This window comes from Lentilitoribacter sp. JB5-8 (assembly GCF_055693385.1).
Genome location: NZ_CM146332.1, coordinates 1,369,108 through 1,390,725 on the forward strand (window position 1 = coordinate 1,369,108; position 21,618 = coordinate 1,390,725).

Sequence of the window (21,618 nt, forward strand, 5' to 3'; positions counted from 1 at the left end):
TATGACCGAAAAAATCAAAAACATCCTCTTCATCATGGCTGATCAATTAAGGTGGGACTATTTATCCTGCTATGGGCACCCGCATCTAGATACTCCCAATATTGATAAATTGGCTGGCAAAGGGGTACGGTTTGACCGCGCCTATGTGCAATCGCCGGTTTGCGGCCCTTCGCGGGCGTCGTTTTACACAGGGCGAACAGTATTTAGTCATGGCTCTACATGGAATAAGGTGCCGCTACCCATCGGAGAATTGACCCTTGGTGATTATTTACGGCCTTTGGGTGTAACCACAGCTGTGGTGGGTAAAACGCACATGACCCCGGACAAGGAGGGCATGGCCCGTCTTGGATTAAACATGGAGACAGAGTTGGGTTGCTTAATCGGTGAACCTGGCTTTGATCCCTATGAGCGTGATGATGGCTTGCATCCAACGCCCGGATTGCGTCTGCGTGGCGGCCAGCTTCGCTATAATGATTATCTCAATGAACATGGATATGAAGGAGAAAATCCCTGGAATGATTATGCCAATGCTGCCGAAGGACCCGATGGCGAAATATTGTCGGGATGGGAGCTTAAGCATTCGTCACTGCCAGCGCGCGTGAAGGAAGAACATTCTGAAACCGCCTATATGACGAACCGTGCAATGGATTTCATAACGGAGATGGGGGATAAGCCATGGCTTTGTCATCTTAGTTTTATCAAACCCCATTGGCCTTATATGGCACCCGCGCCCTATCATAACATGTATGGGCCTGAAACCTTCATTAAGGTAAAGCGGGATGAGCGGGAGAAAAAGCTCAATAGTGTCAATCCTGTCATGCAGGCATTTCAAACCATGGAAGTAAGCGAAACATTTTCAACGCCGGGTGTTCGGGAAACAGTGTTACCAGCTTATATGGGGCTGATAAAACAGATTGATGATCACCTTGGGCGATTGTTTAATTGGCTTGAGGAAACAGGAAAAGATAAAGAGACCATGATCGTCGTTACATCTGATCACGGAGATTATTTGGGCGATCATTGGATGGGTGAGAAAGAGCTGTTTCACGAAGAATCTGTCCGTGTACCAATGATTATATATGATCCACGCGCGTGCGCTGATACAACACGCGGAACCGTTTCTAATGCCATGATTGAGGCAATAGATTTGGTGCCGACATTTATGGAAGCAGCTGGCGCACCTCCGGCAGCTCATCGCATTGAGGGTCGCTCACTTGTCCCGCTGCTGAAGGGTGAAACACCACGTGATTGGCGTGACGCAGTCTTTTCAGAAATTGATTATGCCTTTTATGCCGCGCGCGAAACTTTAAATTTGGGGGCATCCGAAGCAAGGGGCTATATGATCCGGACCGAGGATTGGAAATATGTCTATTTCAAAGGCTTTCCGCCGCAATTATTCGATTTAAATAATGACCCGAATGAATTTGATGATCTTGGTGTTTCGCCTGAGCATAAAGATATTCGATCAAAAATGCATGACATGCTACTGGTGCGATTATTGGACCGTAAAAACCGTGTCACAATGACTGATGAACATGTTTTGGGGGTCAGAGCAGGTGAGGGAAGCAGCGGTATTAAAATCGGCAAGTGGTAACTTGCCGAAATCAAATAGGATTAAAGTTCGTTTGCCCAAGGCGGATTAGCACCAGATCTGGAAACAGTAATGGCCGCAACCTTTGAAGCAAATGCCATTGCCTCTTTAAGCTGGTTGTCATCGAGCATTTTCAGCTTGGATTTCGACAAAAGATCAAGCTGAGAGAGTTTTGCCAAAAGCCCGCCGTTAAAGCTATCACCGGCTCCAACAGTGTCCGCAACTTTGACTTTCTCGATTTGTACGTCCACAGATTGTCCATCGCCATAAAATGCGGTTGAACCATCTTCGCCTTTGGTGAGCACCACCAGTGACGCACCGGCATTTAAGATGGTGTTTGCAGCAGAATGTAAAGAAGCAGCATCAGGATAGATCCAGCTTAGATCTTCATCTGATATTTTAACGATGTCGCAAACGCTGAACAGCTTTTCCAAGCGCGCTCGGTATTTGGCTTCGTTTGAGATAAAAGTAGTACGAATATTGGGATCGAGCATAATGACTGAAGTCTCAGCCATCTTCTCAGCCAATGCAGCATAGCTTTCTCCCGATGGTTCGCTTGCTAAGCTAATGCCACCAAAATAATATGCTGATGCCGGTTCCTCAACAGATGGAAAATCATCAAACTGGACCATTCGGCCGGCAGAGTTTTCATCAAAAAACGAATAGGAAGCTTGCCCGTCCTTTAGTTCCACAAATGCAAGTGTCGTTGGGCGCTGACTGCGAACAAGATATTGTGTGCTGACATGGCTTGCATCTAGATCATTTGCGAGCTGTTGCCCAAACATATCTTCTGAGACGCCGGAAATAAGTCCAACGTCTGCCCCAAGTCGCCCAAGAGTGATTGCAGTATTAAAAATTGCGCCACCTGAATGTGGCACAAATGCTGTCTGGCCGTCATCAATGCCTGTGGCAATCATGTCGACCAGTGCTTCACCACAGCAGATGATCATGAAATGCGTTTCTCACTTTTTTCATCAAAGTAATGAACGCGCTCAGGATCAACTTTGAAATGCATCAAGTCACCGCGTGAATATTCTGCAAAATGTTCAGTCTTTACAATGAACTCAGATTTATCATCACGGATTAAGTGAGCAATGATGTGATCACCAAGTTGTTCGATCAATTCAAGCTTACCACTGATTACAGCTTCTGACTTCTTACATGTTGTCAAATGCTCAGGACGGATACCAACAACTACACCGTTTTGTGGCGCTTCTTGCAGATCACCAACGCCTTTTTCTCCGCCGATTGAGACAGATTTTCCAGACACTTCAGAGCTGAAGATATTCATAGCCGGACTACCGATAAATTGCGCTACAAACAAGTTATCTGGCTTGCTGTATAGATCCATTGGCTTACCAACTTGCTCGACATGACCAAGACGCAATACAACGATTTTGTCTGCAAGTGTCATCGCTTCGACCTGATCGTGTGTCACATAAATCATGGTTGAACCCAAACGTTCGTGCAAACGCGCAATTTCCAAACGTGTCTGACCACGAAGCGCAGCATCCAGGTTAGATAGTGGCTCATCGAATAAGAACACCTCAGGCTCGCGAACAATAGCCCGTCCAATGGCAACGCGTTGACGCTGCCCCCCGATAAAGCCCGAGGTGTCCTATCTAGGTAATCGACGATATCAAGCACTTTTGCAGCCTGCTGAACACGACGATCAATCTCATCTTTTGGTGTTTTAGCTTGTTTAAGACCAAACGCCATATTGTTGTAAACTGTCATATGAGGGTAAAGCGCATAGGTTTGGAACACCATGGCAACGCCGCGTTTTGAAGGTGCGACTTCGTTCACCACTTTATCGCCAATTGAAATTTCGCCACCTGAAATTTCTTCAAGACCGGCAATCATCCGCAATAGGGTAGATTTACCGCAACCTGAAGGGCCAACAAATACGACAAACTCGCCGTCTTCGATATCAAGATTGACCCCATGCATGACCTCAACCTCACCATAGGACTTAATCACATTTCTGATTGTTAAACCGGCCATTGTTTTTCCATTTCTGTTATTGCATTTGTTAAACCGTCAACAAAGTCTGGGTATTGAGTTGGTAGATCAGCCCACAATCGTTTTGAGTGAGCAAATTCCGTCTCTTTCCCCGGCTTTAAGAGAGGCTCTAATAAATTCCAGTAGGTTTCATGATAAGGAATGGGCATGTTGCCTGATGCTATACGGCGTGCATATACATACCAGCTTGCAACACAATCATATCCATGAATTGGTTTAATGCCTTGCTTTAGGCAAGATTCCAATGTTGGTCTGATAAAGACTGGCATCTTAGAGAAACCGTCCATACAAATACGTTCCAACTGATCCGCAATTGCGCGATTAGAAAAACGTTTAGCGATCTTTGCTAAATATTCATTCTTGTCGAGCGGCAGCTCCATATCAAGACCAGGAAGAACTTCATTTGTTTCATAATTATCAAAAAACTGACGAAGTTTTGGATCCCTAAATGCTTGATCATAAGTGTCATGACCAGCAAGTGCACCTAAGTAACAAAGCCCAGTATGACCACCGTTCAGGATGCGAATTTTCGCTTCTTCGTATGGGTCAACATCATCAACAATCTCTACACCAACTTTGCCAATATCTGGCATTGGTGCACAAAATTTTCGCTCGATAACCCATTGCGAGAACGCTTCACCATGGATGGGATCGAAATGTCCAACGCCAAAGCTTTCAGCAATTTCCTGCTGCAGGGATTCATCGGCACGTGGTGTGATACGATCTACCATTGAACATGGGAAACTTACATTTCCTTCAACCCAGGCTAACAATTCTGTTTCGCCTTTAAGCGCAAGATAATGCTTGAAATTATTTTCAAGCATGTGACCGTTTGAGCGAATGTTATCGCAGCATAACACATTAACCGGATCACCTGTTTCCTGATAGCGTTGCTTTAAACCAAGCGTCAAAAACGCATAGATTGAAGCTGTTTGTTCACCGGAAACTTCTGCAGCAATGAGAGGATCTTTGGTATTTAAAGAGAAATCATCATTGAGATAATAACCACTTTCAGTCACCGTGATCGTGATCATATGTACGTTCGAATTTGCAATTGCGCTTTCCGCTGATTTCGCATCAAGTGACCAATCAAGGAACTGGCAATGTGAACGCACAAGACGCAGTTCTTTATCGCCCTCAGGTGAAGTGGTTTTCAAAATATAACCATTTTCCACCTGTGATGAATTTGCAAATGCAGAAGATTCACCCGCTCTCAAATTAATAGCGGTAATGCCCCATCTTAAGTCACCGGTTTGATCCATATAATCATCAAGATAAACGGCTTGGTGGGCACGGTGAAACGCACCGTAGCCAATGTGCACAACACCGAGCGAACAATCTGAGCGATCATAACGTGTTGCAAAGAGTTCGGGGTGTGATTGATGTATCGAAGCTAAAGTCATGAGCTTGCTTTCTGCTTTGGTGCCAACTCATTCAAAGCAATGTCGCGATACTCTGATGGCGTCATGTCTTTCATTTTTAGGAACTGTCTATTGAAATTCGCCAGGTTCTGAAAGCCCACAGAGAAGCAAATGGCAGAGACCTGATCATCGGTTGAATAAAGCATTGAACAGGCTTGGCTAATCCGAATGCGATTAACAAATTCTACGAATTTATTGCCTGTAAAACGTTGAAAGTTTCTTGAGAATGCAGCCGGGCTCATCCCAGCCATATTCGCCGCCATGTCGATGGAAATATCTTCCGAATAATGCTCGGAAATATAATCAACAACTTCTGCAATGCGCGCTTGTTTGGAATTACCCTCTGGCTGGATCATACCAGCAACAGACAAGGCACGCTTTTCTGCATGTTCATTAACCCGCACAAGGAATCGCAAGAATGCAACGATGCGTTCGGCTCCTTTTGTTGAGCGGATGCGCTCAAGATGGCCTTTAGCAAAGGTTGGGTTAAACCCTGAAAATTCAATCCCAGATTTGGCCATTTCAAACATCGCATCCATTTCGCGGAATTCCGGAAACGCGAGGGCCAATTGGTCGATACTTTCCTGACTGAATTGAACCAGCATATCGCGGATTTCAACAGGTTTCGGATCGGCAACTTCATCTGTAATCCAGTTATGGGGCAAATGAGGTCCCGTCAGGAACAATGATCCAGGCGAGAATTCGCCAATATAGTCGCCAACAAACGCTTTGCCGCGTGTGGCAACAACCAGATGCAGTTCATATTCGGGATGAGAATGCCAGCGGCACAAATCTGTTGGCCAGCCATGCTCGAGATACCGAATGGTCTCGGTGGCGCGGTCTACATATTCAAATTCTGGCAAAATAATCGACATCGTTACCTCAGCACATTTCCACCATCAACGCTAAGTGTTTGCGCTGTGATATATTGCGATTGATCTGAAGCAAGAAAAACGGCTGTGCGTGCAACATCCTCAGGCTTACCCATGTAGCCTAAAGGTACAGCTTCGCCAACTTCGCGTTTTTTCTGTCCAATTTCTTTGTTTTCAAACTTTGCGAAAAGCGCATCAACGTCTTTCCACATGGGTGTGTCTATAACACCGGGAGAGATGGCATTTACACGAATTTTATACGGCGCAAGAGCCAAAGCTGCAGATTGGGTATAGCTGATGATCGCAGCTTTTGTTGCGCAATAATGCGCAACCAGTGCTTCACCTCTGTGACCTGCCTGGCTTGCAAGATTAATAATTGATCCTTGCTGATCTTCTGCGACCATTGATTTCGCAGCAGACTGCATAACTGCGTAAGCTGCGCGAACATTTAGTCCAAACAAACGGTCATATTGTTGAAGATCGGCTTCAAGAACAGAGCCCATGTCAAAGATTGCTGCGTTATTGAAGACTACATCAGGTTTAATCTGAGATATCCATGAAGTGCAATCGGACAATCCGTTCTCATCCAAAAGGTTAAGTCCTTTGTGTTCGCTTTCGCAATCACCACTGAAAGTGTCACCAAGATCAGTTGTGAAAACCCGTGCCCCAAGCGCAGCGAAGTGTTCGGCAGCAGATGCGCCAATCCCTCCGTTTGCACCGGTAACAAGACAAGTCTTGCCCGATAAGTCTGTTGGGGCAGGGTTGATACTCATTTTACGGCACCGAAAGTTAGGCCTTGTACGAGTTGTTTCTGACAGAACCAGCCAAGAACAACGATCGGGCCAACAGCTGCCATCGACACCGCCGATAGACGTCCAAAGAACAAGCCCTCTGGTGCTCGGTTACCTTCGATAAGCTTCGACAAAGTCGCAGCTTCAGTCGTTGTCAAACGCACAGTCCAATAGGCTTCGTTCCAGGCGAAGATGAAGCATAGGAGGGCTGTTGAGGCCAAACCACCCCAGGCAAGTGGGAGAAGGATATCTTTGATCTCACCCCAGGTGTTAACCCCATCCATCTTACCAGCTTCAATAATCTCTTTCGGAATTTCTTTGAAATAAGTAAAGAGCATCCAGATCACGATTGGCAAGTTAATCAAACTTAGGACAATGATGATGAGGAAATGAGTATCAAAAACGCCCAAGAAGTTTTTCGTCAAAAATGTCATCGGATATAGCACCGCAGCAGCAGGCAACATCTTTGTCGATAGCATCCACATCAAGATATCTTTGGTATGACGACTTGGATTAAACGCCATCGCATAAGCTGCCGGGACACCTACAAATAGTGTGAAACCAGTGGCAAATGTTGTTGTGATAACTGAGTTAATCGCAAAGCGCCAATAATCATAGTTTTCGGCCATATTGAGATAGTTATCAAGCGTTGGTGTGAAGAAGAATAAAAATTCAGGCTTCACCGCATCAGCATCAGTTTTGAAACTGGTGAATGCTAACCAGAAAATTGGGAAAAAGAAAATCAGTCCAACAATCCAGGCCAATGTAGGCCTTGCGATGTTACCAAATTTAGATTTTTGAGAAACAATAGCCATATCCGTCACCTAGTCCATTAAGCTCTTGCCGATCATGCGCAGCAAGAAGAACGCAACGATATTGGCAAGAATTACAGCGAAGATACCTGTAGCACTTGCTGCCCCAATATTGTTAGACGCAAACTCACCGATTAGATAAGGCAGGTTTTTGTTCCCGTTGCCTCGGCTGACAATTTCAATTTCCGCATATAGAGATAGATGGAAAATGGATTGGATCATAATCACGATCGCAATCGGGCGAGCCAAGTGTGGGATTGTTAAATTCCGGAACTGAGACCATGCATTGGCACCATCAAGCACAGCAGCTTCCTTTTGTTGCTGATCTTCTGACTGCAGAGATGTCATGAAGATAAGCACGGCAAATGGTGTCCACTGCCAGGTTACCATAATGATAACAGCATAGGCAGACGTTTGAGTTGCGCGGAATGATATAGGTTCAATCTCTGGCCATAGGGCAAAGAAGCCACCAAGCAGGGGGACATCCTTCAAGCCAATAATGAGTTCATTAATGCCTGCAACAGCCAAACCATTTAGGCCCAGTACTGGATCAAGGATCATATTGATCCATAGCACAGCGTTCACCGCCGGCATAACGAAGAATGGTGAAATCAATAGAACACGTACGATACCGCGTCCTGGGAACGATTTATTGATCAAAACTGCGATCGCGAGACCGAGTATAACGGTCAAAATCAAAATGGACCCTACAATAAAGAGACTGTTTGATACGGCAAACCAAAAGTCTTTGGCGTTGAATAATACATATTCATAGTTACCAAGACCGCGCCAGTTGCTGAGACTTGGCGTCGTCCATTCTGGTCTGCGATTGCTGTTTAAAACATAGCGAATAAATGAAAAATAAAGGGTCATGGAGAGCGGAACAAGCATCCAGACCAATAATAGCAACACAGCAGGCGTTTGCAGTAGTCGCGGGAGCGTTCTCTTAGTAGACATCGTTCTCATACCCCTATCGGGAGCTCAGGCTCCTCACTGAAAAACGGATTTTTAGTTGAGTGGTTTATCCAACTGGGCACCACATCATAATGTGAACCCTGATCAAAGATAATTTTACATCTTTGAGGCGTAAGATCCGGCAGCAAGCGCTACCGGATCTCTTTTTAAGTTAGCTAAAGCTTAGTAGTAGCCAGCTTCTGACATGATCGCATCAGCAGCTTTTTGGGCAGCAGCTAGCGCGTCATCTACAGATTTAGCACCTGAAAGAGCCGCAGCCATTTCTTGTGCAACAGCAGAACCAACTTCTGGGAACTCAGGAATAGCAGCGAACTGAACACCAACGTATGGCTTCAAGTCTGTAGCTTCCGGAGCAGCTGATTCAATCGCAGCCATTTCAGCAGCAGCGAACTTCGCAACAGCCTGGAACTCAGGGTATGCGTATGTTGATGCACGTGTACCTGTTGGTACTTTGCCCCAACCGAACTCTGGGTGATCAGCAACAGCTTTGATGTATTCTTTTGAAGTTGACCACTCGATGAACTTTTTAGCTTCTTCTGAGTTTGGTGAACCTGCAGGAACAGCCATAGCCCATGCCCACAACCAGTTTGCACCTACTGGGTTACCAGCGTTTGGTGACTGAGCGTATGCAACACCGTCAACTTCTAGGAATGATGCAGCGATAGTCGCATCGATCCACATGCCACATTTACCTTCGTTGTAAAGAGCAAGGATTTCGTTGAATGAGTTACCTTCTGAACCTGGAGGTCCGTAGTTACCCAATAGATCAACGTAGAAGTTGATTGCAGCTTTCCATTCAGCAGACTCTAGCTGTGGTTTGAAGTCTTTGTCGAACCAAGCACCACCGAATGAGTTCACAACTGTTGTGATGAACGCCATGTTATCACCCCAGCCTGGCTTACCGCGCAAACATGCACCATAAACACCGGCATCTGGGTTATGCATCGCAGCCGCAGCTTTTTTGATGTTATCCCATGAATCGTTGTCAGCAACAGTAACACCAGCTGCATCAGCTAGATCTTTACGATACATAACCATTGATGATTCACCGTAGAACGGTGCAGCATATAGAGTGCCGTTGTGTGACAAACCGTTGCGCATAGCTGGCAACATGTCATCGATGTCGTAATCTGCACTGAACTCAAGTGCTTCGATCCAACCAGCTTCACCCCAGATTGGAGCTTCTTGCATGCCGATGTTGATGATGTCGTATTGGCCACCACCTGTTGCAGTGTCTGACGTTACTTGCTCGCGCAGTACGCCTTCTTCCAAAGAAACCCAGTTTAGCTTAACGCCAGTTTCTTCTGTGTATTTTTCAGCAACTTTCTGCATGTTAATCATGTGACCGTTGTTAACGATCGCAATAGTTAGCTCTGCAGCAGAAGCTGTTAGTGCTGTTGATGTGCACAGTGCAAGCGCGATTGCACCTTTCCTAATTACTTTCATAAATTCCTCCCTGGAAACAGACGCTCCATGCGTCTTGACGAAATCATCGGTTAAAAAGTGTTGTCTCGTCTAATATTTTTATTGCTATGAATTGTACTATTTTGTCATTTATTTGGGTGTTTTGTCAAAAATTATGATGTTTTTGTATAAGTGCATGCTTAATAAGCAATAAAAGTATAAGCCCAAATTTTAGCTAAATATGTGTCTCACTTGTTGAAACCTGAATTTATATTTGCAAATCCGGGTATATCTCAAATCACATTTAGCGCGTTTTAAAACCAGCAAATAATGCGTGATATGCCTTAAACGCCAAACTCATCCATGCGTAAAAACACCAGCAACACAGAATAACGTTCATAATTGTCCATAACAACAATCCAGACAGTCTAGAAAAACCAACATTAATTGGCAAGAGTAAATGCAACTTTGAAATTTGACTCGATCATTTATACGACTTAAGGTTTTGCATGCGTTCAAACAATGGGGTGAGGAATGGCGCGGTTTCGGATAGATAGTGAATTTGTTTTAAAGATCTTATATGCATCATCTTCAGGCCAACGGTTTACTCAAGATACACAAGTACTGCCGGAAGTTTGGACAAAGCTTGCGAAAAAGCCTGAAAGTCAAACACCGTGCTTACTCGTACCCATGCGTGGAAAGCAGGCGCACCATCTTGCTGACGAATTACATGCGCGAACAAACAAGTTTGAAAAAATAAAGGCTATTAAAAGTAAAAACCGGAAAGGTCGAGCGATCTCGGATATGCCCGGACTTGTATCCGCCAAGTTACATTTTGATGAGATCGTCAATATTATTCTGCCACTTACCAGTTGGTGGACACGCTCTGGCTTACATTCCTTCTTTAAACACAAAACAGAAAAACAACTTGCCAAGATCATTTCGCAAAAGGTTTTGCTTTTAAAGGAAACCGAAGATGGCGCGAGAGGCATACGTCATGACCTTTCAGAGAAGGTTTATCTTGGCAAGGGGGACGCTAAAAAGGATGACGACAAGAATACGGTTGTCATACCAGACAATGCCATTCGATTACTTATACTCATCGGCATTATTGGTTTTAAAGCATTGAGCGGTGACGATGATCGCGAACTAATATTATTTCACGAATTTAAACAGATTGATCCCAATGAGGTTGCGCAGGGCCTGATTGAAACTTTACGGATTGGGTATCTTAAGCAAAGCGATCAACCTGTTTCTACTTATTATCGACAATTAGAAAAAGAACCGTTTTGCACCAAGCATTATTTTTTAGTCAGTTTAGACCGCAAAGCACAGATGAGTTCGACCGATGCGATTAAGACGATAAAGGCAGATGCGGCTGAGCGTGTGTTTGAAATATCAACGGATAAAATTAATTGGGCGATCATCGATTCAGGAATTGATGCGCAACATCCCGCTTTTCGAAAGATGAATAAAAGCGAAAAGGCTAAATTTTTGTCGGACGCCAGGGCAAACGAATTTGACAATGGTTCTTTTGATGATGAGATTGAGGAACATAAGACCCGTATAAAAGAAAAGTATGACATGACGTTGATACAAGATCTGCGTAATCGGGATATCTTAACCAGAGACAGTGCCGCTGAATTATTGCTTATCCAAAAATTAAGAGAAAACGGCCGCGATGTAGGAACGCAGCGCGTAACGCCGAATTCTGGACGACAACACCGATTAAGAACAGATCAAAATGCCTATCTTTGGCTCAAGGGTGACTTGCATCAGGGGCGCCCGCTGAATTGGGATTTGGCGCGGATTTTGCTCAAAGTCTCTCACAGTAAAAAGCCAGACCTTAATCACGGAACGCATGTTGCAGGTATATTAGGCGGATGCTGGATTGAAAAAGAAAATGGTGTGAAGGAATTTCAGTCCGGTGTATGCCCCGATATAAACATCTTTGATTTTAACGTGGTTGGAGAGAAGACAAAGATCACCGAATATGCGGTAGTCGCTGCACAACGTTTGATCCGTCATATTAATGAAAGCAGCGGAAAAACGCTTATTCAAGGTGCAAATATTAGCCTTTCCATTCCTCATGATGTGACCAATTATGCCTGCGGTCGGACACCGGTTTGCGAAGAGGCTGAGGATCTTTTTGGAAGCGGTGTCGTCGTCGTCGCGGCTGCGGGCAATCAAGGTTACAATAAATTTCGTGTCGATGCCGGCGGTTTAAAAGCTTTTCACACCGACACCAGCATTACAGATCCCGGCAATGCGCAATCGGTCATAACCGTTGGTTCAACACACAGGCGACAACCACATACATATGGCATTAGCTATTTTTCATCCCGCGGGCCAACAGGTGATGGACGCTTAAAGCCAGACCTTGTTGCACCGGGGGAGAAAATTTACGCGCCAATTTGTGATGGTGAGTTTGAAACCCTTGAGGGAACAAGCATGGCAGCACCTTATGTCAGCGGTGTTGCTGCAATGTTGCTTTCACGATTCTCAGAATTTATTGGCGATCCGGCAAAGGTGAAAGAAATCTTGTCTGAAACGGCAACAGATTTAGGGCGTGAGCGTAATTATCAAGGTCACGGTTTAGTCGATGCTTTGCGCGCCTTACAATCTATTTAAGGGTATATGCAATATAGGGGAATAGGATATGACCGCAGAATATTTCACAATTGAAGCCATTCCAGCCCGTAAGGGTGACAGCCTCATTATATATGAAGGACCATCTGATAATTACAAAGTTGCGATTATCGACGGTGGGCCATCAAAGGTCTACAAAAATTCACTCAAGCCGCGCATTAAAGATATCCGCAAGGACAAAGGTCTTTCAGATGATGATCCATTACCTGTAAATTTCATGATGGTTAGTCATTTAGATGATGATCACATCAAGGGCATTTTGGATTTAGGAAAAGAGCTTAAAAACCAGACTGAGAATGACGAATCTGTTCTGTTGACGGTCGACAATCTTTGGAACAATTCATTCGATGATATTATCGGAAATACCCAAGGTACGCTGGAAGGCGTACGCGATGGCGCAGGCGTCACTGCAAGCGTTGATACAGTTAACTGGTCAGATCCGCGCCTTGATCATGACGCTGAAGCTGTTTTGGCAAGTATTGGGCAAGGGTATAAACTTTGGGGATACGCGAACTTTTTCAACTGGCGGGTTAATCATCCCTTTGGCAATGATGCATTGATTATGCAGCGCGGCACAGATGATGATGAAAAGAAACCATTCAGCCGTGATGTCACATTTACAATTATCGGCCCTCAAGAAAAGGAAATTGAAAAGCTTCAAAAGAAGTATGACAAATATCTAAAAGACAAGGGGCTTGGGCGCAATGAACGCGAAGCGGTTGTCGCAGGACTATCTCAAGATAGTAGTGTGACCAACCTTTCAAGTCTTGTTGTATTACTGGAGCGGAATGGAAAGACAATCTTACTTACCGGCGATGCTTTGGGTAGTAAAATTATTGATGGGCTGGAAGTCTCTGGTCATCTTCCTGTTGGCGGGACAATGCATGTCGATGTGTTGAAAATGCAGCACCACGGTAGCGATCGTAATGTGACCCCGGAATTCTTCAAACGCCTCACTGCTGATCACTACATTTTTTGTGGTGATGGTGAGCATGGAAATCCCGAACGGCAAACTTTTGAATGGTTAATGAAAGCGCGCGGTGATGATGAATATACATTGCACTTTACCTACCCGATTTCGATGATTGATAAGAAGCGCGAAGATGAAGTTCACGGTGGACATATCTGGGATCATGATGAGGATAGCTTAACCAAGCTATTTGAGAATGCTGGAGACAATGTAACGCTCAGCGAACCAACGCATAGAGATGGCGTGCGCATAAATCTCGCTGACCCGCTTAATGTTCCGCGATCAACTTAAGTAGGAACCATTGTTGGAAGTGGGCTAGGTCAACATTCAATATCTTGAAATGATAGACTTAATAAACCGGTTGTTTGTATGGCTTTGCTGCCCGCGATGCGGGACATTTATTCAAAAAATAACAAGTTAATTCAATTTAAAACGATTAGAATTTGTGCAGCCTATTTGCATTGGTGCTGAGTTTCTGTATGCATTCCTATCACTTTAAATCAGTGACTTGCTGGGTGCCAATCCAAAACAATTTTCCAGGGTGAGAAGAGAAGCCTTGGATTGATAGGAAAAGACATGACCATAATTGGAACGCCGAAGGAATCGGCGAAGGATGAAAATCGCGTCGCGATGACACCGCAATCCGTCAAAGAATTACAAAAACTTGGCTATGATTGTATAATTCAAAGTGGAGCAGGTGCTGCGGCGCGCTTTGCTGATGCTGACTACAAAGAGGCGGGTGCAACCGTCGTTAAAACAGCAAAAGATTTATGGGACAAAGCAGACGTTGTTGCTAAAGTCCGTCCTCCGAGCGCAGCTGAATCTAAAAAAATGCGCGACGGCCAAACAATCATTAGTTTCGTTTACCCAACAGATAACGAAAATCTAATGAAAGCTGCAGCTGACGCTGGTAGCTCACTCATCGCCATGGACATGGTGCCACGTATTTCACGCGCGCAAAAAATGGATGCTTTGTCATCCATGGCAAACATTGCCGGCTATCGCGCAGTTGTTGAAGCGAGCAACAATTTTGGCCGTTTCTTCACCGGTCAAATCACGGCCGCTGGTAAAGTGCCACCTGCAAAAATCATGGTTGTTGGCGCGGGTGTTGCAGGTCTTGCGGCAATTGGTGCTGCCCAAAGCATGGGCGCTATTGTGCGCGCATTTGATGTGCGCCCAGAAGTGGCCGAGCAAATTGAATCCATGGGTGCAGAATTCCTGTTCCTTGATTTTGATGACAATCAAGATGGTGCTGGCACTGGTGGTTACGCAGCGCCATCGTCTCCAGAATTTCGCGAAAAACAATTGGCATTATTCCGTGAGCAAGCGCCAGATGTTGATATTGTTATCACGACAGCGCTTATTCCGGGACGCGATGCACCAAAATTGTGGTTAAAAGACATGGTGGAAGCCATGAAGCCAGGTTCCGTTGTTGTCGATTTGGCAGCAGAGCGCGGTGGTAACTGTGATCTGACCGTTAAAGACGAGAAGATCGAAACAGAAAACGGTGTGACGATTATTGGTTATACTGATTTCCCAAGCCGTATGGCTGCACAATCGTCGACGCTTTATGCAACAAATATCCGTCATATGATGTCTGATCTTACACCTGAAAAAGATGGGGTTATCGTTCATGACATGGAAGATGATGTAATCCGCGGTGCAACTGTTGCGCATAAGAAAGAGATTACCTTCCCACCTCCGAAGCCAAAAATTGCTGCTATTGCTGCCGCAAAACCAAAAGAGCCGGAGAAAACGCCTGAGGAATTAGCGGCAGAAGAAGCTGCTGCCTTCAAAAAAGCAACTAAACAGCAAGTTGGTCTATTATTGGCGGGTGGTTTGCTTGTTCTCGGCGTTGGCACTGTCGCGCCAGCAAGCTTCATGCAACACTTTATAGTGTTTGTCTTGGCCGTATTTGTTGGCTTCCAGGTCATTTGGAATGTAAGCCACTCATTGCATACACCTTTGATGGCTGTGACCAATGCGATTTCATCGATCATCATCTTGGGTGCATTGATGCAAATCGGATCTGGGTCCGTCCTCGTTATTCTCCTTGCTGCATTATCTGTCTTTATGGCGAGTTTGAATATCTTTGGTGGCTTCTTGGTCACGCGTCGCATGCTAGCCATGTTCCAGAAGTCTTAAGGGGAGAAGTAAAATGAGTTTAGGTCTTACTACGGCTGCGTATGTTGTTGCAGCAGTCCTCTTTATTCTGTCACTCGGTGGTTTGTCTGGACAGGAGAGTGCCAAACGTGCTGTTTGGTATGGTATTGTTGGGATGGCTTTGGCCGTTCTTGCCACATTGATGGGTCCAGGTTCTGGTCTTTGGTATCTTTCAATCCCGCTCATCATTGGTGGCGGTATTATCGGTTATATGGTTGCGCAACGCGTTCAAATGACCGAGATGCCTCAACTGGTTGCCGCTATGCACTCACTTGTGGGTCTTGCTGCGGTGTTTGTCGCATTTATCGCTCATTTTGAAATTGATAATGTACGTTATGCGCAAGAAGTATCGGGTGAAGATGTTAAATCACTTGGTGCATTTGCAGCGCTAATTGCTAAGAAAACAGCCGTTGAGATTAACATCCTTCGCGTTGAATTATTCCTCGGCTTGTTCATCGGTGCGATCACCTTCACAGGTTCTGTCATTGCGTTTGGTAAGCTTGCTGGCAAAGTATCGTCAGCGGCTGAAAAATTACCTGGCGGTCATGCGTTAAATGCGGGTGCAGCAATCATCTCATTGATCTGCTTGATCTGGTATTTCAACACTGGTGGTCTTTTGCCGCTCATCATCATGACAATCATGGCTCTGTTCATCGGTTATCACTTGATCATGGGTATTGGTGGCGCTGACATGCCTGTTGTTGTGTCTATGCTGAACTCATATTCTGGTTGGGCTGCAGCTGCGATCGGTTTCTCGTTGGGCAACGATCTTCTTATCGTGGTTGGTGCGCTTGTGGGTTCTTCCGGTGCGATCTTGTCTTACATCATGTGTAAAGCTATGAACCGTTCGTTCGTCAGCGTTATTCTTGGTGGTTTCGGTGGTGCGTCTGGTCCTGCGATGGAAATTGAAGGCGAGCAAATCGCCATCGATGCAGATGGTGTTGCAACAGCACTTGATGAAGCCGATAGCATCGTTATCGTTCCAGGTTACGGCATGGCTGTGGCGCAAGCGCAGGCTTCGATTTCTGAACTTACTCGTCGCCTTCGTGCGAAGGGTAAAGAAGTACGTTTTGCTATTCACCCAGTTGCGGGTCGTCTTCCTGGTCACATGAACGTACTATTGGCGGAAGCCAAAGTGCCATATGACATTGTTATGGAAATGGATGAAATCAATGATGATTTCCCAGATACGGACGTTTGTATCATTGTCGGTTCAAACGATATCGTGAACCCAGCTGCACAAGAAGATCCGAACTCACCAATTGCAGGCATGCCCGTGTTGGAAGTTTGGAAAGCCAAACAAGTGTTTGTGTCCAAACGCGGTCAGGGCACTGGTTATTCTGGCATTGAGAACCCGCTCTTCTTTAAAGAGAATACGCGTATGTTCTATGGCGATGCAAAGCAGTCTGTCGACATGTTGCTGCAGAAAATTTCATAACTCGGTCTTTCCAGTTAGATTTATAAGGCGAGGGCGGTTTATCCGCCCTCGTTTTTTATGCCGATTGATCTGGCTCAAGGTGCTCATCCCTCCATTATCTTATGCTGATCAGAGATTGGAGCAATTATGGAGCACGGACACTCAATTAAGGAAATCCGTAAGCGCTTGACGGAAAAGAATTCGCCAAGTGATCTTAAAGATTTTGTTTATGGCAGCATAGACGGCACGATCACCACATTTGCAATCGTTGCAGGTGTTGAAGGTGCAAACTTATCGCCGTCAATTATTATCGCGCTAGGATTGGCCAATGTAATAGCGGACGGTTTTTCCATGGCCGCAAGCAATTACAGTGGGACCAAAGCTGAACTCGATGATATGAACCGTTTACGGCAAATAGAGCAACGCCATTTAAAAACCAATCCGGAGGGTGAACGAGAAGAAATTCGTCAGATACTGATATTAAAGGGTCTAAAGGGAGAGGTTTTGGAAGGTGCAGTTGAGGCTATCACGTCGCAACAAGAACGTTGGATTGATATGATGATGGTTGAGGAATATGGCGTTTTGCCACAAAATCCAAACCCAATACGTGCAGCACTCATCACGTTTTTTGCCTTCGTGATTTGTGGCATGATCCCGTTGCTGTCTTATATTTTAGGCCTAGGAAATGCCTTCGTATCGGCTGCCATAGGCACCGGGATGACTTTCTTTTTCATTGGTGCATTAAAAAGTAGATGGTCCTTACAGCACTGGATGTGGTCAGGTTTAGAAACGTTGGGGATTGGCGGTATTGCCGCAGCTTTGGCTTATTTCGTGGGAACACTCTTTGCCGGTTAGTCAAAGACGTTTTGATATATGTTTTGAATAACATCTCTGAGCGCGATCTCTAAATCTGATGATATCAGTCCGGGACCCGCTTTCACGCCTGCTTCACCATGGAACCAAACACCCGCGCATGCGGCTTCAAATTCTGCCATACCCTGCGCCAATAATCCGGCAATCATGCCGCATAACACATCGCCGCTACCAGCAGTCGCAAGCCAAGGTGGAGCATTGTTTGAAATCGCAGCATTCCCACCCGAATGAGCAATCACGCTATCTGGTCCTTTAAGAACAATTGAAGCGCCGGCGCGTTCGGCGGCTAAAATTGTCTTTGCAAGTTTGTCACGCTCGGGTGCAAGATCAGGAAATAGTCGGGCAAATTCACCGTCATGCGGCGTTAGTATAGTAGGCGCTGATCTGGTCTTTATTACATCAAACAATTCTTCGGGATTATCTGAAAACGCAGTTAGCGCACCCGCATCCAACACGACAGATCTTTCACTCTTCAAGATGAGTTTCACCAGATCACGCGTGGTATGGTCTGGATCAAGACCCGGGCCAACACTGATTGCATTAATCCGTTTGTCGCTGAGAATAACTTCAAGTTCGCCAATATTCTCCATTTTAGACAGCATAATTGCATCGGAATGAGCCGCGTGAGCTGCCATTGTTTCAATAGGGCAAGCAATGGTCACCAAACCGGCGCCAATTCTTAGAGCTGCTTTTGCCATTAAACGAGCTGCGCCGGATTTGTCCAACCCGCCTGATATTGCGAGCGTGTGGCCACGATTATATTTGTGCCCAGTTTTAGTCAGAATTGGATATTTATCTTGCCATAAGGCGGGTATATTCAAATAAGTGGTTGGTGCAATCTTTGTCAAAACACCATCATCAATACCTATTTGCCCGAGAAAAACTTCACCACATAATTGTCGGCCCGGATAAAGAAAATGCCCTAGCTTAAAGCGAAAGAATGTTGCCGTCACATCAGCTTTGATCGCACATCCTGAAACTTGGCCGGTTCGTCCGTTAATACCGCTTGGTAGATCAACCGCTAGAACGGGTGTCGTAGATGCATTGATTGCTTCGATGATTTCGGCATGGCGCCCTTCGATATCGCGCGTGAGACCAGCACCGAATATTGCATCAACAATCAGGTCATATTCATCAAATTTAGGATCGCAGAGTTGTTTTGCCTCAGGCGACATTTGATCAAATGCAAGTTTCGCGTCGCCCGATAATTTGGCTTCGTTACCGATGATGAACACATTCAATATGCAATTCTTGTTCGACAATAAATTGGCCAGCACAAAGCCATCACCTCCATTATTACCTAGGCCTGAAACGATCAAAATCTTCTGAGCATCTGGAAAATACTTTTCAATCGCTGCGAACAATATTTCGCCAGCGTTTTGCATGAGATCTATACCAGGAATGCCGCCCTTAATGGTCAATGCATCTGCTTTTGACATCTGATCTGGGGTTAAGAGTTCATGCATAAAAGATCCTGAAATTGGTAGACCCCGCATTCAACAAAGCGAGACTGGCGGCTTGATAATAACTTGAAAAAATATCGAACGCTTTGATCTGGCGCAAGGCGCTTGGTTCAACTCTCCACTAAAGTGAAGGCAACACAAAGGAGAAGTGAATATGAGCAAAGATACGATTTTGACCTTCATAGGTACCTCATGTCCTGCCGATACAGTGCAAAAGGCAATCACTATGGCAGAGGAGGCGGACGCCCATCTGTCCGTTGTGATTGTTGCTGTTGCCCCGCAATTATATTCCTATGGCTACGGCATTGCTTATGGTCGATTTGTTGGTGTTGAAAACTGGTCTGAAGAGATCAAAGACATGACTGACGATATTAATAGCAAATCTAATTTGGTTGAAAAAATGGTGCAAGAAGCCGGTATTTCAGCTGATGTCGTTATGGAGTTTTGTGACGTTTCGGTTCTGCGCAGTGCGGTAACAAGCCATGCATGTCTTGCCAATCGTGTAGTTCTATTGGAGCATTCAGGATTGCCAGCCGATGTTTTGGATGGTGTGATATCCGGCGTCATTTTTGACGCGCCTTCGGGTCTCATTCACGGACAGAATAGTGACAAGGCAGCAATTGCCAGCAAAAATGCATTTATCGCTTGGGATTCAAGTAAACATTGTGCCGCAGCAATTAAAAGCGCCTTGCCGTTGTTTGGCAGCGATGCTGAAATCACTATCGGTGTATTTGACCCTGTAAAACGTGAGGCAGAAGATGGAGAAGAACCTGGCGCTGATTTAGCCAGCTGGCTGTCACGTCACGGTCTTAAAGTAACCGTTGAGCAATATCCATCTGGTGGAGAAGAAATTGCTGATTGCATTTTAAAGCGTGCAAAAGAAAAAGGTGCGGATTTGATTGTTATGGGTGGCTACGGTCATATGAAAATTCGCCAACAATTGTTTGGAGGCACAACAGAAACAATGCTCGAACAGAAAGAACTGCCGATTTTAATTGCGCATAAATAGCCAAATGGTGGGTGCAATTTTTGCGCCCACTTACCTATTCATAACAGATATTTCTGGCAATTCACGATCCGCTGTTTTTCGGATTAAGTTTGCAATCTCGTTAAACAGCTTTCCGTGGACGGAGCGTTTGCGCCAGGTCAGACCAATTTGCCGATAAAGATTAATAGCGTTGAGGTTTAACACTGCGATCTCATTGCGGCTTCCGATTTCAGATTTGACATAAAGGGCGGGTAAAAACGCCAAGCCAACATCCATTCCAACCATCAATCGTAAAGTATCTAAACTCGTGCCCTCATAGTCGCGCAATGGATTAGCGCCAAGGTCCTCGCATAGCTGGCTAATCTGGTCATGCATATGGTGCCCCCGTTCAATCACCAATACATTTTGGTCTTTAAGGTCAATTTTCTCAATTGAAGATCTGCTTGCAAGTTCATGATCAGGTGAAGACACGACTAAAAATGGTTCCCGGAATAATTGCTCGACAACAAGGTCGGAGTGTTTAATGGGTAGAGGAGAAATCACAACATCATGGATGCCTTCTTTGAGTTCCAGTTGAAGGTCCTGAGGTTTACCCTCTTTGACATATAATTTCAGATTTGGATAGTTTTGGTGCATCTCCGGAACAATGTATGGCAGTAAGTAGGGTCCCAAAGTAGGGGGAACACCGATGCGAATTGTTCCCTCAAAACCATGTTGAGACGCTGCCGCAAGATTTTTAATTTCTTCAACTTCTGACAAAATACTGCGTGCTCGGTCAGATATTTCTCTACCCAAAGGCGTGAGCATCACTTTACCTGTGTCGCGTTCGACCAAACGCGCTTTTAACTGCTTTTCTAATTCCTGGATCTGGGTGCTGAGCGTTGGTTGTGTCACATTCATGCGTTCCGCAGCTCTGCGGAAGTGAAGTTCTTGTGAAAGTGCTACGAGATAATTGAGCTGTCTGAGGGTTGTCATTGCGGTTTTACCAGAGAGTTGGATAAATGAGTTATAGATAAAAATAAACGATATTGCTGGTTTTGATAGTTTCAATCTATCACACTTAACTTAAATATCAATTGGAAAAAATCGGGCGTAACCAATACATCAGTGAAGTAGAAACACGAAAACGGATGCATATTATGAATAGTTTCGATTTGATATTTATGGCGCTGGCCAGTCCATTGATTGGCATCTTGCTCTATGGATT

Annotated in this window: 17 protein-coding genes and 1 pseudogene; 7 read left to right on the plus strand and 11 right to left on the minus strand. The window is 45.1% G+C overall.

The genetic code is table 11. The features are described from left to right. Position 1: 1 nt before the first annotated feature. Positions 2-1,594, plus strand: a complete 1,593-nt coding sequence (locus ACZ1GZ_RS06550) for an alkaline phosphatase family protein (RefSeq protein ID WP_472667668.1) — start codon at positions 2-4, stop codon at positions 1,592-1,594. Between the two features lie 20 nt (positions 1,595-1,614). Here the strand turns inward: ACZ1GZ_RS06550 and ACZ1GZ_RS06555 are convergent, their stop codons facing one another. The 9 genes and pseudogenes from ACZ1GZ_RS06555 to ACZ1GZ_RS06595 all read right to left on the minus strand — a co-directional run bounded on the left by ACZ1GZ_RS06555 (position 1,615) and on the right by ACZ1GZ_RS06595 (position 9,930). After that, the gene (locus tag ACZ1GZ_RS06555; RefSeq protein ID WP_472667669.1) at positions 1,615-2,541 is read right to left on the minus strand and encodes a carbohydrate kinase family protein; all 927 of its coding nucleotides are present in this window, start codon (positions 2,539-2,541) and stop codon (positions 1,615-1,617) included. After that, complete coding sequence (locus tag ACZ1GZ_RS06560; protein WP_472668248.1) at positions 2,538-3,137, minus strand: ABC transporter ATP-binding protein; 600 nt, start codon at positions 3,135-3,137, stop codon at positions 2,538-2,540. Before ACZ1GZ_RS06560 ends, ACZ1GZ_RS06555 begins: the two co-directional genes overlap by 4 nt. Before the next feature lie 36 nt (positions 3,138-3,173). Further along, positions 3,174-3,595: pseudogene (locus ACZ1GZ_RS06565) on the minus strand (ABC transporter ATP-binding protein); the annotation flags it as partial. Beyond that, positions 3,583-5,016: a mannitol dehydrogenase family protein gene (locus ACZ1GZ_RS06570; protein WP_472667670.1), complete on the minus strand. Its 1,434-nt coding sequence runs from the start codon at positions 5,014-5,016 to the stop codon at positions 3,583-3,585. The gene ACZ1GZ_RS06570 and the pseudogene ACZ1GZ_RS06565, both read right to left, overlap by 13 nt. Continuing rightward, positions 5,013-5,909, minus strand: coding sequence for a cupin domain-containing protein (locus ACZ1GZ_RS06575; RefSeq protein ID WP_472667671.1), 897 nt, complete (start codon positions 5,907-5,909; stop codon positions 5,013-5,015). Before ACZ1GZ_RS06575 ends, ACZ1GZ_RS06570 begins: the two co-directional genes overlap by 4 nt. A 2-nt stretch (positions 5,910-5,911) precedes the next feature. Continuing rightward, positions 5,912-6,679, minus strand: a complete 768-nt coding sequence (locus tag ACZ1GZ_RS06580) for an SDR family oxidoreductase (protein ID WP_472667672.1) — start codon at positions 6,677-6,679, stop codon at positions 5,912-5,914. Beyond that, positions 6,676-7,512 carry a carbohydrate ABC transporter permease gene (locus ACZ1GZ_RS06585; RefSeq protein ID WP_472667673.1) on the minus strand — a complete coding sequence of 279 codons (837 nt, stop codon included), beginning with the start codon at positions 7,510-7,512 and terminating at the stop codon, positions 6,676-6,678. The genes ACZ1GZ_RS06580 and ACZ1GZ_RS06585 overlap by 4 nt, the downstream gene beginning before the upstream one ends. Positions 7,513-7,521: 9 nt before the next feature. Next, positions 7,522-8,466 (minus strand): carbohydrate ABC transporter permease, encoded by a 945-nt coding sequence (locus tag ACZ1GZ_RS06590; RefSeq protein ID WP_472667674.1) that lies wholly within the window; start codon positions 8,464-8,466, stop codon positions 7,522-7,524. Between the two features lie 180 nt (positions 8,467-8,646). After that, the gene (locus ACZ1GZ_RS06595) at positions 8,647-9,930 is read right to left on the minus strand and encodes an ABC transporter substrate-binding protein (protein ID WP_472667675.1); all 1,284 of its coding nucleotides are present in this window, start codon (positions 9,928-9,930) and stop codon (positions 8,647-8,649) included. Between the two features lie 492 nt (positions 9,931-10,422). On the opposite strand from ACZ1GZ_RS06595, the gene ACZ1GZ_RS06600 reads away from it, so the two are divergent. The 5 genes from ACZ1GZ_RS06600 (at position 10,423) to ACZ1GZ_RS06620 (ending at position 17,942) form a co-directional block, all read left to right on the plus strand. Next, positions 10,423-12,519: a S8 family serine peptidase gene (locus ACZ1GZ_RS06600; protein ID WP_472667676.1), complete on the plus strand. Its 2,097-nt coding sequence runs from the start codon at positions 10,423-10,425 to the stop codon at positions 12,517-12,519. A 28-nt stretch (positions 12,520-12,547) separates the two neighbouring features. After that, positions 12,548-13,798, plus strand: a complete 1,251-nt coding sequence (locus tag ACZ1GZ_RS06605) for a ComEC/Rec2 family competence protein (RefSeq protein WP_472667677.1) — start codon at positions 12,548-12,550, stop codon at positions 13,796-13,798. Between the two features lie 285 nt (positions 13,799-14,083). Continuing rightward, a complete protein-coding gene (locus tag ACZ1GZ_RS06610) occupies positions 14,084-15,652 on the plus strand; it encodes a Re/Si-specific NAD(P)(+) transhydrogenase subunit alpha (RefSeq protein WP_472667678.1) in 1,569 nt (522 codons plus the stop codon). A 13-nt stretch (positions 15,653-15,665) separates the two neighbouring features. Continuing rightward, positions 15,666-17,108, plus strand: a complete 1,443-nt coding sequence (locus tag ACZ1GZ_RS06615) for an NAD(P)(+) transhydrogenase (Re/Si-specific) subunit beta (RefSeq protein WP_472667679.1) — start codon at positions 15,666-15,668, stop codon at positions 17,106-17,108. Positions 17,109-17,234: 126 nt separating this feature from the next. After that, positions 17,235-17,942: a VIT1/CCC1 transporter family protein gene (locus tag ACZ1GZ_RS06620; RefSeq protein WP_472667680.1), complete on the plus strand. Its 708-nt coding sequence runs from the start codon at positions 17,235-17,237 to the stop codon at positions 17,940-17,942. On the opposite strand, the gene ACZ1GZ_RS06625 is transcribed toward ACZ1GZ_RS06620, so the two are convergent. Continuing rightward, on the minus strand, positions 17,939-19,426 hold the full coding sequence (locus ACZ1GZ_RS06625) for an NAD(P)H-hydrate dehydratase (RefSeq protein WP_472667681.1): 1,488 nt from the start codon (positions 19,424-19,426) through the stop codon (positions 17,939-17,941). The genes ACZ1GZ_RS06620 and ACZ1GZ_RS06625 overlap by 4 nt on opposite strands. A gap of 151 nt (positions 19,427-19,577) precedes the next feature. On the opposite strand from ACZ1GZ_RS06625, the gene ACZ1GZ_RS06630 reads away from it, so the two are divergent. Next, entirely contained in the window at positions 19,578-20,432 is an 855-nt protein-coding gene (locus tag ACZ1GZ_RS06630) for a universal stress protein (protein ID WP_472667682.1), read from the plus strand. Positions 20,433-20,462: 30 nt separating this feature from the next. Here the strand turns inward: ACZ1GZ_RS06630 and ACZ1GZ_RS06635 are convergent, their stop codons facing one another. Then, positions 20,463-21,386: a hydrogen peroxide-inducible genes activator gene (locus ACZ1GZ_RS06635; RefSeq protein ID WP_472667683.1), complete on the minus strand. Its 924-nt coding sequence runs from the start codon at positions 21,384-21,386 to the stop codon at positions 20,463-20,465. Positions 21,387-21,618 lie beyond the last annotated feature (232 nt).

Coding starts and splice junctions, on each gene's coding strand:
- ACZ1GZ_RS06595 (WP_472667675.1), bottom strand. CDS start 9,930: ATGAAAGTAATTAGGAAAGGTGCAATCGCGCTTGCACTGTGCACATCA.
- ACZ1GZ_RS06625 (WP_472667681.1), bottom strand. CDS start 19,426: ATGCATGAACTCTTAACCCCAGATCAGATGTCAAAAGCAGATGCATTG.
- ACZ1GZ_RS06630 (WP_472667682.1), top strand. CDS start 19,578: ATGAGCAAAGATACGATTTTGACCTTCATAGGTACCTCATGTCCTGCC.
- ACZ1GZ_RS06605 (WP_472667677.1), top strand. CDS start 12,548: ATGACCGCAGAATATTTCACAATTGAAGCCATTCCAGCCCGTAAGGGT.
- ACZ1GZ_RS06635 (WP_472667683.1), bottom strand. CDS start 21,386: ATGACAACCCTCAGACAGCTCAATTATCTCGTAGCACTTTCACAAGAA.
- ACZ1GZ_RS06580 (WP_472667672.1), bottom strand. CDS start 6,679: ATGAGTATCAACCCTGCCCCAACAGACTTATCGGGCAAGACTTGTCTT.
- ACZ1GZ_RS06600 (WP_472667676.1), top strand. CDS start 10,423: ATGGCGCGGTTTCGGATAGATAGTGAATTTGTTTTAAAGATCTTATAT.
- ACZ1GZ_RS06570 (WP_472667670.1), bottom strand. CDS start 5,016: ATGACTTTAGCTTCGATACATCAATCACACCCCGAACTCTTTGCAACA.
- ACZ1GZ_RS06575 (WP_472667671.1), bottom strand. CDS start 5,909: ATGTCGATTATTTTGCCAGAATTTGAATATGTAGACCGCGCCACCGAG.
- ACZ1GZ_RS06555 (WP_472667669.1), bottom strand. CDS start 2,541: ATGATCATCTGCTGTGGTGAAGCACTGGTCGACATGATTGCCACAGGC.
- ACZ1GZ_RS06620 (WP_472667680.1), top strand. CDS start 17,235: ATGGAGCACGGACACTCAATTAAGGAAATCCGTAAGCGCTTGACGGAA.
- ACZ1GZ_RS06610 (WP_472667678.1), top strand. CDS start 14,084: ATGACCATAATTGGAACGCCGAAGGAATCGGCGAAGGATGAAAATCGC.
- ACZ1GZ_RS06585 (WP_472667673.1), bottom strand. CDS start 7,512: ATGGCTATTGTTTCTCAAAAATCTAAATTTGGTAACATCGCAAGGCCT.
- ACZ1GZ_RS06590 (WP_472667674.1), bottom strand. CDS start 8,466: ATGTCTACTAAGAGAACGCTCCCGCGACTACTGCAAACGCCTGCTGTG.
- ACZ1GZ_RS06550 (WP_472667668.1), top strand. CDS start 2: ATGACCGAAAAAATCAAAAACATCCTCTTCATCATGGCTGATCAATTA.
- ACZ1GZ_RS06615 (WP_472667679.1), top strand. CDS start 15,666: ATGAGTTTAGGTCTTACTACGGCTGCGTATGTTGTTGCAGCAGTCCTC.